The following is a 10,294-nucleotide window of genomic DNA, read 5'->3' on the forward strand; positions in this document are numbered from 1 at the left end:
AATTGACGCCCCCCTGTGGGAGCTGGCTTGCCAGCGATGACGCCCCCACCCAGCCGCAATCCGGCGGAATACCCGCAGCGATCGTGCCGGCGCCTACACGACGGGGTGATTTCCTGCTCACTCACGCGGCGCCCCTCACGTAACATCCACCCCGGCCGCATCGGCTCCTGGAGGAACCCGCCATGCTTTTGGATTACCTGCATTTCACGCCCTGGTCGGCCTTGGCCGGTGGGGCATTGATCGGTCTGTCGGCCGGGCTGTTGATCGTTGCCAATGGGCGCATCGCCGGGATCAGTGGACTGCTCGCTAGCCTGCTGCAACCGGGCAGCGAGGGTTGGGGCGAAAAGGCCCTGTTCATCCTCGGCCTGTTGCTGGCGCCGCTGCTTTGGGGGCTGTTCCACGCCCTGCCGGCCGCCGAGTTCCAGAGCGGTCTGCTGGGCCTGATCGGCGCCGGTCTGCTGGTGGGCATCGGCACCCGCTATGGCGCCGGCTGCACCAGTGGCCACGGGGTATGCGGCATTTCCCGGCTGTCCCCGCGTTCGATCATCGCCACCCTGTGCTTTATGGGCACCGGCTTCGCCACGGTTTGGGTGATCCGCCATCTGTTGGGGCTGATGCCATGAGAAAGCTCAGTGCATTGATCGCCGGCCTGCTGTTCGGCCTCGGCCTGCTGTTGTCAGGCATGACCAACCCGGCCAAGGTCCTGGGCTTTCTCGACCTGACAGGCGCCTGGAACCCCTCCCTGGCCCTGGTGATGCTGGGGGCCATCGGCGCGGCCTGGATACCCTTTCATTGGGCAATGCGCCAGCCACGGGCGCTGCTCGGTGCGCCGATGAGAATCCCCGACAAGCGCTCGCCAGACCGGCGCCTGATCCTCGGCAGCCTGGTATTCGGCGTGGGCTGGGGCATTGCCGGCCTGTGCCCCGGCCCCGCGTTGGCGCTGCTGCCCAGTGGGCACTGGCAAGCCTGGCTGTTTGTCGCCGCAATGCTGGTGGGCATGGGCCTGTTCCATTGGCTGGAGGCACGCCGCAACCGCCGCACCTAAAACACCTCCAATGGCTGCACTGAAGCAATCCCCCCTTGTAGGAGCTGGCTTGCCAGCGATGACGCCCCCACCCACGGCGTGATCCTCGCGGAACATCCGCTGCGACCGTGCTGACGCTATCGCCGGCAAGCCGGCTCCTACACGAGGCTGCATTGACGTGCCCAACCACGGCGCAATCCTGGCGGAACATCGGCTGCGATCGCGCTGACGCTATCGCCGGCAAGCCGGCTCCTACACGAGGCTGTATTGACGCCACCACCCACGCCGCGATCCTCGCGGAACATCCGCTGCGACCGTGCTGACGCTATCGCCGGCAAGCCGGCTCCTACACACAAGGCTGTATTGACGCCACCACCCACGGCGCGATTCTGGCGGAATACCTGCAGCGACCGTGCCGACGCTATCGCCGGCGAGCCGGCTCCTACAGATGTCATCAGGGGGCTGGCTATTGATACCTTGAGGGTATTGGTAGCAACCTTATTTCGATTGGTCTCGCATCATTCAAAGCCCGTAGAGTCCTCTGCACAACAACAATGTGTAGAGGTGATTGACCATGTCTGCCGCCATTGCCATCCCCCGTCCCCTGCCACTTGTTCGCCAGCGCGAAGCCAACGCGCCCTGAGCGGCGTCGCCTGCCTTCCCTCGCTCTTCCCTGCCACGCAGTGCACATAACTTCAAAAAGGAAACTGCCGTGAAGACGTTACCTGCCCCTCTGTTGGCCAGGATTTCCTGGCGCCTGCTGCCGTTCCTGCTGTTGATGTACATCATGGCCTTTCTCGACCGGGCCAACGTCGGCTTCGCCCGCCACAGCTTCCAGGCCGATACCGGCATCAGCGACGCCGCATTCGCGTTCGGCGCCGGGGTGTTTTTTGCCGGTTATGCGTTGCTGGAAGTGCCCAGCAACCTGATCCTGCACCGGGTCGGTGCCCGGCTGTGGATGTGCCGGATCATGGTGACCTGGGGCCTGGTCTCGGCGGCCATGGTGTTCGCCCATAACGAAACCACGTTCTACCTGCTGCGCTTTTTGCTGGGCGTGGCCGAAGCCGGGTTCTTCCCCGGGGTCATCCTCTACCTGACCTACTGGTTCCCTGAAGCGGTGCGCGGCAAGGCCATGGGCTTCTTCTACTTCGGTGCGCCCCTGGCGTTTATCTTCGGCAGCCCACTGTCCGGGCTGTTGCTGGAAATGGACGGCTGGGCCGGGGTGCACGGCTGGCAGTGGATGTTCGCCGTCGAAGGCTTGATGGCCACGGCGGTGGGCGTCTGGGCCTACTGGTACCTGGACAACAAACCGGCAGATGCACGCTGGCTGACGCCCGCAGAACGCCAGCAGGTCCAGGCGGTGCTGGACCACGAAAACCAGCACAAGCAGGCACACGGCCACCGCTTGTTGCAGGTGCTGTGCCAGCCGGCGGTGCTGTACCTGTGCCTGGTTTACCTGTTGATCCAGGCCAGTGTGTACGGCGTGGTGTTCTACCTGCCGAGCCAGATCGGCGGCTTGATGGGCAGCAAGGTCGGCTTGCTGGTGGGGCTGGTCAGCGCCATCCCCTGGATCTGCGCGCTGTTGGCGGCCTACTGGATTCCGGGCTGGGCCGACCGCACGGGCCAGCGCCGGCCGATCGCCGCCCTGACCCTGCTGATGGCGGCCGCCGGGATCGCCTGTTCGGTGAGTGTCGCCAGCCCGCTGCTTGGGGTCTTGGCCCTGTGCTTTGCTGCCTCGGGCTTTATCGCCGTGCAACCGGTGTTCTGGACCTTTCCTTCCAGCTTCCTGGCCGGCAGCGCGGCGGCAGCAGGGATCGCCCTGATCAACTCGTTCGGCGCCCTCGGCGGTTTCATCGCCCCGGTGTTGAAAAACGCCGCCGAGCAAGGGTTCGACTCCCCAGCGGCGGGCCTCTACCTGCTGGCGGCCACCACGGTCCTGGCAGCCTTTTTGGTGTGGCGCGCACCGGGGGTGCCGACCAAGACCGACCTGCGCCCGGCCACCGCCTGAGCCACGGGGCGAGCACGGGCTTCAGCGCCTGCCGCCTCAACCCGGCAGGCAGTTGAAGTCCTCGGCGCTGGCCAGGCGCTTGCCGTGGCTGTCCAGCAGTTGGGCCGTGACCGATTGGCCCAGACTGGACTCCACCAGGCGGTAATGCTCACCGGCCTGGAAATGCTCATAACGTAGGTGGCCGCTGCAGTCCTCCTGGTTGGAATCACCGGCCGGCTCTTCGAACAAGGTCACGTCCAGGCGATGGGCGCCAGGCTGGACCTCGAAGTAGCGGCCGTCATCAATCTTCTGCCCATCCACCCGCTCGGCCATCAGGTCATTGGGCGCCTCTTGCTGCAGGTCGATCCAGGCTTCCCTGGGATCGGGCTGGGGCATCGGGCCGGCGCAGGCCGACAACAGGCAGGCCAGGCCCAGGGCGGGAATCAGCAACAGCGCTTTGAGTGTCATGGGAAGTACCTCGACAAAGGAAAATCGACCATCGAAAAAAGCCCCTACAGGCGATGGCTGCAAAGCTTGTCGAGCCCCTTGCCAGAGCACAAATGAATCCACATGAAAGGAAGTACAGGGCTTATCTAAAACTTCCTTCACCTGGCTGAAAGCCGCGTGTTAGGTGGGTCGCTGCAGGCTGCCGAGGTTTGCAATCCCACTCCCTCGGAGGTTTTCGGCATGCTCGGGCTGGTCAAGACCGCACTGCTCAAGCCCTACACGTTCATCGTGCTGGCGATATTCATCTGCATCATCGGGCCCCTGGCGGCCCTGCGTACCCCCACCGACGTGTTTCCGGATATCGGCATCCCGGTGGTGGCGGTGGTCTGGCAATACAACGGCCTGTCGCCGGACGCCATGGCCGGGCGGGTGATCTACACCTACGAGCGCTCCCTGAGCACCACGGTCAATGACATCCAGCACATCGAGTCGCAGTCGTTGCCGGGCATGGGCATCGTCAAGATCTTCTTCCAACCCGGGGTCGATATCCGCACCGCCAACGCCCAGGTGACGGCGGTGTCACAAACCGTGCTCAAGCAGATGCCGCCGGGCATCACCCCGCCGCTGATCCTCAACTACAGCGCTTCGACGGTGCCGATCCTGCAAATGGCCTTCTCCAGCCCGACCCTGTCGGAGGCGAAGATCCGCGACCTGGTGCAGAACAACATCCGCCTGCCTTTGAGCGCCCTGCCCGGTCTGGCCATGCCCACGCCCATGGGCGGCAAGCAGCGCCAGATCACCCTCGACCTGGACCCGCAAGCCCTGGCTGCCAAAGGCCTGTCGGCGCAAGACGTGGGCAATGCCCTGGCGGCGCAGAACCAGATCATCCCGGTGGGCACCGCCAAGCTGGGCAGTAATGAATACACGGTGTTGCTGAACAACAGCCCGAAGGCCATCGACGAACTCAACGACCTGCCGATCAAGACCGTGGACGGCGCGCTGATCACCATCGGCCAGGTGGCCCACGTGCGCGACGGCTCACCGCCGCAGACCAATATCGTGCGGGTCGACGGACGCCGGGCGGTGCTGATGCCGGCCCTGAAGAACGGCAATATCTCCACCCTGTCCATCGTCGACGGCATCCGCCAGATGCTGCCACGGATCAATGAAACCCTGCCGCCGTCCTTGAAGACCTCGCTGCTGGGCGATGCCTCGGTGTTCGTCAAACAGTCGGTGGGCAGCGTGGCCCAGGAAGGCATCATCGCCGCTCTGCTGACCAGCGCGATGATCCTGCTGTTCCTCGGCAGCTGGCGCTCCACTCTGATCATCGCCGCGTCGATTCCCCTGGCGGTGCTCTCGGCCATTGCCCTGCTGGCGCTCAGCGGCCAGACCCTCAACGTCATGACCCTGGGCGGCCTGGCCCTGGCGGTGGGGATCCTGGTGGACGACGCCACCGTGACCATCGAGAACATCAACTGGCACCTGGAACAGGGCAAGGCGGTGAAGGTGGCCATCCTTGACGGCGCCAAGCAGATCGTCGGCCCGGCCTTCGTCTCGCTGCTGTGCATCTGCATCGTCTTCGTGCCGATGTTCCTGTTGCAGGGCATCGCCGGCTACCTGTTCCGGCCCATGGCCCTGGCGGTGATCTTCGCCATGGCCAGCTCGTTCATCCTCTCCCGGACCCTGGTGCCCACCCTGGCCATGTACCTGCTCAAGCCCCATACGCCGGAATCAGGCCCCGGGCATCACCCGGAAGATGCCTTCATCAACCATCACGAGGGCGAGCAGCACGCCAAGCCGCGCAATGCCCTGGTGCGCGGGCTATTGGCCTTTCAACAGGGTTTTGAGGCGCGTTTCTCCACTGTGCGCGACACCTACCACAGCCTGTTGCACCTGGCCCTGGGCCGACGCAAGACCTTCATCCTCGGCTTCCTCGCCTGTGTGCTGGCTTCCTTCGCCCTGCTGCCAAGCCTGGGCCAGGACTTCTTCCCCGCCACCGACGCCGGCGCCCTGGCCCTGCACGTGCGCCTGCCCCTGGGCACGCGGATCGAGGAAAGCGCGGCGGCCTTCGACCGTATCGAAGGGCGGATTCGCGAAGTGATCCCGGCCGAGCAACTGGACAGCATCATCGACAACATCGGCATCCCCCTGAGCGGCATCGACATGGCCTACAGCAACAGCGGCACCATCGGGCCCCAGGACGGTGACATCCAGATCACCCTCAAGCCCGGCCACGCCCCCAGCGCCGACCTGGAGAAACAGCTGCGCGAAGCCCTGCCGGAAAGCTTCCCCGGCAGCCAGTTCGCCTTCCTCCCGGCGGACATCAGCAGCCAGATCCTCAACTTCGGCGCCCCGGCCCCACTGGACGTGAAAATCTCCGGGCCCGATGACGCGGCCAACCGCGCCTACGCCCTGGAACTGCAACGGCGCCTGCAACATGTGCCGGGCATTGCCGACCTGCGGATCCAGCAGTCCACCGGCTACCCGTCACTGCAGGTCAAGGTCGACCGCCTGCGGGCCAACGGCCTGGGGATCACCGAGCGTGACGTGACCAACAGCATGGTGGCGTCCTTGGCCGGCAGTTCCCAGGTGGCGCCGACCTTCTGGCTCAACCCGAAGAACGGCGTGTCCTATTCCATCGTCGCGGCTACCCCGCAGTACCGCCTGGACAGCCTGCCGGCCCTGGAAGCGCTGCCGGTCACCGGCAGCAACGGCCAGTCGCAGATCCTCGGTGGCCTGGCGGACATCTCCCGGGTCGAGAGCCCAGCGGTGGTCAGTCACTACAACATCCAGCCCACACTGGACCTGTACGCCAACGTGCAAGGCCGCGACCTCGGCGCCGTGGCCCACGACATGCAAAAGGTCTTGGACGACGCCGCGGCCCTACGGCCCAATGGCGCCACGGTCAGCCTGCACGGGCAGATCGACGCCCTGCACGAAGCCTTCAGCGGCCTGAGCCTGGGCCTGCTGGGGGCGGTGGTGCTGATCTACCTGCTGATCGTGGTCAACTTCCAATCCTGGGTCGATCCGTTCGTGATCATCACCGCGCTGCCGGCGGCCCTGGCCGGGATCGTGTGGATGCTGTTCTTGAGCGGCACCCCGCTGTCGGTGCCGGCGCTGACCGGGGCCATCCTCTGCATGGGGGTGGCCACTGCCAACTCGATCCTGGTGGTGAGTTTTTGCCGCGAGCGCCTGGCGGAACACGGCGATGCCCTCAAGGCCGCCCTGGAAGCCGGCTACACGCGCTTTCGCCCGGTGTGCATGACCGCCCTGGCGATGATCATCGGCATGCTGCCCCTGGCCCTGTCCGAAGAACAGAACGCGCCCCTGGGCCGCGCGGTGATCGGCGGGCTGATCCTCGCCACCGTGGCCACCCTGATCTTTGTGCCCGTGGTCTTCAGCCTGGTCCACGGTCGCCCTCCCCATTCCGCTGTTGCTGGAGAAAACACCCATGTCGCCTGATCACACTCCTTCGCGCAAACGCCTGATGCTGCTGGGCATCGGCGGCTTGAGCCTGGCTGCCCTACTGGTGGTCAGCGGCCTGGCGGCGCGCACCCGGCATGAACAGGCCGTCGCCGCCTGGACCGAAACCGCCGCCGTGCCCCAAGTGCTGGTGTTCCAACCGCAGCCCAACGTACTGGGCGACACCCTGCGCCTGCCGGCGCACCTGGAAGCCTGGAGCAAGGCGCCGATCCATGCCCGGGTCAGCGGCTACCTCAAGGACTGGACCCAGGACATCGGCGCCAAGGTCGCCGCCGGGCAAGTGCTGGCCCATATCGACAGCCCCGACCTGGACCAGCAAGTGGCCCAGGCCCGGGCACGGGTGGTCCAGCAGCAGGCCAATGCACGGCTGGCCCAGACCACCGCCGAACGCTGGCAGCAACTGTTGGCCAGCCATTCGGTATCGCGCCAGGAGGCCGATGAAAAAAGCTCCAACGCCGCTGCTGCCAAGGCCAATGCCGAGGCGGCCGCCGCCGACTATGCACGGCTCTCGGCGCTGGAAGACTACAAGACCATTCGCGCGCCGTTTGCCGGCACCCTCACCGCGCGCCACACCGACATCGGCCAGTTGATCAAGGCCGACAACGACAGCGACCCGGAGCTGTTCGACCTGGCGGACACCCACAAACTGCGGCTTTACGTGCCGATTCCGCAGAACTACGCCAGCGTCATCCGCCCCGGCCTGGAAGCGCAGTTGACCGTGCCCGAGCACCCCGGTCAGCACTTCAGCGCGCAACTGGTGGGCGACTCCACCGCCATCGACCCACGCTCCGGCACCCTGCTGGCACAGTTCGTCGCCGCCAACCCCGACGGCGCGCTGATGCCCGGCGACTATGCCGAAGCCACACTGGCGATTCCCGCCGACACCCACGGTGTGAGCATCCCCGCCAGCGCCCTGATTTTCCGTGCCCAGGGCACCCAGGTGGCGGTGATCGACCGTGCAAAACGCGTGCACCTGCGCAGCATCCACATCGGCCTCGACCTGGGCGAACGGCTGGTGATCGACCAGGGCCTGCACGCCACCGATCACGTCATCGACAACCCGCCGGACGCCCTGCGCGAAGGCGACCTTGTGCAACTGGCGGACGCCGGAGGTGAGCATGCGCCCAAGGCTTAAGCCCCTCGCTGCCCTGCTGTTGCTGGCCCTGCACGGCTGCTCCCTGGCGCCCCGCTACCAGGTGCCGCCCATCGACCTGCCGGCGCAGTTTCGCGAACAGAGCGCCGACGGCCCCTGGCACCCGGCCGCCACGCCCCAGGTCATTGCCGAGCAGTGGTGGCTGCTGTACCAGGACCCGCGTCTCAACGACCTGCAACAGCGCCTGCTCCAGGCCAATCCGGACCTCGCGGCGGCCCTGGCCCACTACGACGCTGCCCAGGCTTACGCCAGCCAGTTGCATGCCGGGATGTTCCCGCAGATCAGTGCCAGCGCCCAGCCGTTGCGCCAGCGTCAGTCGGACAGCCGCCCCCTGCGCGGCAGCACGCAACCGTCGATCTACAACAGCAACACCGCCGGTTTTTCCCTGGGCTTCGACCTCGACCTCTGGGGGCGAATTCGCAATCAAACGGCGGCCGGCGATGCTCAGGCACAGGCTTCCGGCGACGACCTGGCGGCGGCGCGCCTGAGCCTGCAAAAACAGCTAGCGGGCCTGTATGTGCAGCTCAATGGCCTGGATGCCCAGCGCCGGATCTTGAGCCGCTCCCTGGAGGATTACGGCCAAGCCCTGCAACTGACCCGCGACCGCTATCAGGGGCAGATCGCCTCGGAACTGGACCTGACCCGGGCCCAGAGCCAACTGGCCAGCGCCGAAGCGGAACTGGACGAAGTGCGGGCCCAGCGCAACCTCACCGAACACGCCATCGGTGAACTGGTGGGGGAGCCGGCCAGCCAGTTCCACCTGGCGCCCTCGACGCAACTGCTGAGCCTGCCGGGCATTCCCCAGCAACTGCCCAGCACCCTGCTGCAACGCCGGCCGGACATTGCCGCCGCCGAACGCCGTGTGTACGCCGCCAATGCCGGCATCGGCATCGCCCGCGCGGCCTGGTATCCGGATTTCAGCCTGACCGGGATGCTCGGAGGGCAGACCCAGGGCGTGGGCAATCTGCTGGCGGCGGGCAATCGCTATTGGGCCTTGGGGCCGTTGATGAACCTGCCGATTTTTGATGGCGGGCGGCTGAGCGCCAATGAGCGGCAGGCCCATGCCGAGTTCGAAGAAGCTGCCGCCCATTACCGTGGGCAAGTGCTGAGGGCGGTGCGCGAGGTGGAGGACAACCTGGGGCAACTGCGGGATTTGCGCCAGGAGGCGCTGGATCAGCAGGCGGCGGTGAATGCGGCGCTACATACCCAGACCTTGGCCATGAACAGCTATCAGGCGGGGGCGGTGAGTTATCTGGATGTGGTGACGGCGCAGACCGCGGCCTTGCAGGCGCAACGGGGGTTGCAGGCGGTGCAGACCAGGGAGTTGCAGGCGAGTGTGGGGTTGGTGGTGGCGTTGGGTGGGGGGTAGAGAGGGTGAGTTTTTTAGGGGGGCGGGGGCATATCCGTTGCTGCGGGTGCGGCGGCTGGCGGTTTCGCTCTTACAGCGAGTCACTTTGGAAAGAGCCCAAAGTAACCAAAGGCTCCTGCCCCTCCACTCGGTGCCTCGCCTAGGCTCGGCATGCCCTCACTCCGGCATTGATCCGTGGGCCGCCGCCACAGGCCATCCATGGCCTGATGGCGGCTAACCCGGCATCCCTGCCGGGTTACCCACGGCTCAATACCTGCGTTCGGCCATCGTGGTTAACGGGGCGTTCATATCAAGATCAAAATCTGACGGCGGCCTTGCGGCCGGCCTGAAGATGGAGCGGTGTGTACCGTCCCCCCGTGTAGGAGCTGGCTTGCCAGCGAAGGCGCCCGCCCAGGCGCTGCATGGCTCACGGCCCCCTTCGCCGGCAAGCCGGCTCCTACGAAAAGCGCGTAACACGCGCTTGGCTTTTGATCTTCAGGCCCCTTCCCAGCCGGCCGAACGCAGGCGTTGCGTAGGGGGCAGCTCGGCATGGATGCCGAGCTAGCCGCCATCAGGCCATGGATGGCCTGTGGCGGCGTGCCCCCCGGAGCAGCGCCGGAGTGAGGGAACACCGAGCCCCAGCGAGGGGCCCATGGAGGGGCAAGCGTTTTTGCTTTACTTTTTTGCTGGGCCGGCCACTCCGGCGTTTGAAAAAAGTGAGTCGCTGTAAGAGCGAAACCGTAAGTCGCCCACACCCGCAGCCAACGGATATGTACCCCACCCCCTCGCCGTAAGGACGAAACCGCCAGCCACCAAACCCGCAGCAACGGATCATGCCCCTCACCAAAACCA

At 65.9% G+C, this 10,294-nt stretch carries 7 protein-coding genes; 6 read left to right on the top strand and 1 reads right to left on the bottom strand.

The features are described 5' to 3' along the window. The first annotated feature begins 182 nt into the window (after window positions 1-182). The 3 genes from M1B34_RS31975 (at window position 183) to M1B34_RS31985 (ending at window position 3,032) form a co-directional block, all read left to right on the top strand. Window positions 183-623: a YeeE/YedE family protein gene (locus M1B34_RS31975; RefSeq protein ID WP_268267249.1), complete on the top strand. Its 441-nt coding sequence runs from the start codon at window positions 183-185 to the stop codon at window positions 621-623. Then, on the top strand, window positions 620-1,045 hold the full coding sequence (locus M1B34_RS31980) for a YeeE/YedE family protein (protein ID WP_268267250.1): 426 nt from the start codon (window positions 620-622) through the stop codon (window positions 1,043-1,045). Before M1B34_RS31975 ends, M1B34_RS31980 begins: the two co-directional genes overlap by 4 nt. A 691-nt stretch (window positions 1,046-1,736) precedes the next feature. Then, window positions 1,737-3,032, top strand: coding sequence for an MFS transporter (locus M1B34_RS31985; RefSeq protein ID WP_268267251.1), 1,296 nt, complete (start codon window positions 1,737-1,739; stop codon window positions 3,030-3,032). A 36-nt stretch (window positions 3,033-3,068) separates the two neighbouring features. Here the strand turns inward: M1B34_RS31985 and M1B34_RS31990 are convergent, their stop codons facing one another. Then, window positions 3,069-3,479: a PA0061/PA0062 family lipoprotein gene (locus M1B34_RS31990; RefSeq protein ID WP_268267252.1), complete on the bottom strand. Its 411-nt coding sequence runs from the start codon at window positions 3,477-3,479 to the stop codon at window positions 3,069-3,071. A gap of 219 nt (window positions 3,480-3,698) precedes the next feature. On the opposite strand from M1B34_RS31990, the gene M1B34_RS31995 reads away from it, so the two are divergent. Genes M1B34_RS31995 through M1B34_RS32005 form a run of 3 tightly spaced genes read left to right on the top strand, consistent with a single transcriptional unit; the run spans window position 3,699 to window position 9,463 of the window. Further along, complete coding sequence (locus tag M1B34_RS31995) at window positions 3,699-6,920, top strand: efflux RND transporter permease subunit (protein ID WP_268267253.1); 3,222 nt, start codon at window positions 3,699-3,701, stop codon at window positions 6,918-6,920. Next, window positions 6,910-8,076, top strand: coding sequence for an efflux RND transporter periplasmic adaptor subunit (locus M1B34_RS32000; protein ID WP_268267254.1), 1,167 nt, complete (start codon window positions 6,910-6,912; stop codon window positions 8,074-8,076). Before M1B34_RS31995 ends, M1B34_RS32000 begins: the two co-directional genes overlap by 11 nt. Continuing rightward, on the top strand, window positions 8,060-9,463 hold the full coding sequence (locus M1B34_RS32005; protein ID WP_268267255.1) for an efflux transporter outer membrane subunit: 1,404 nt from the start codon (window positions 8,060-8,062) through the stop codon (window positions 9,461-9,463). Before M1B34_RS32000 ends, M1B34_RS32005 begins: the two co-directional genes overlap by 17 nt. The last annotated feature ends 831 nt before the right edge of the window (window positions 9,464-10,294 follow it).

It is taken from the genome of Pseudomonas morbosilactucae (assembly GCF_023241715.1).
Lineage (GTDB): Bacteria > Pseudomonadota > Gammaproteobacteria > Pseudomonadales > Pseudomonadaceae > Aquipseudomonas > Aquipseudomonas morbosilactucae.

Excerpts from the sequence above, each read along its gene's own strand:
- M1B34_RS31975 (WP_268267249.1), top strand. The coding sequence starts at position 183 with ATGCTTTTGGATTACCTGCATTTCACGCCCTGGTCGGCCTTGGCCGGT.
- M1B34_RS32005 (WP_268267255.1), top strand. The coding sequence starts at position 8,060 with ATGCGCCCAAGGCTTAAGCCCCTCGCTGCCCTGCTGTTGCTGGCCCTG.
- M1B34_RS31995 (WP_268267253.1), top strand. The coding sequence starts at position 3,699 with ATGCTCGGGCTGGTCAAGACCGCACTGCTCAAGCCCTACACGTTCATC.
- M1B34_RS31980 (WP_268267250.1), top strand. The coding sequence starts at position 620 with ATGAGAAAGCTCAGTGCATTGATCGCCGGCCTGCTGTTCGGCCTCGGC.
- M1B34_RS32000 (WP_268267254.1), top strand. The coding sequence starts at position 6,910 with ATGTCGCCTGATCACACTCCTTCGCGCAAACGCCTGATGCTGCTGGGC.
- M1B34_RS31990 (WP_268267252.1), bottom strand. The coding sequence starts at position 3,479 with ATGACACTCAAAGCGCTGTTGCTGATTCCCGCCCTGGGCCTGGCCTGC.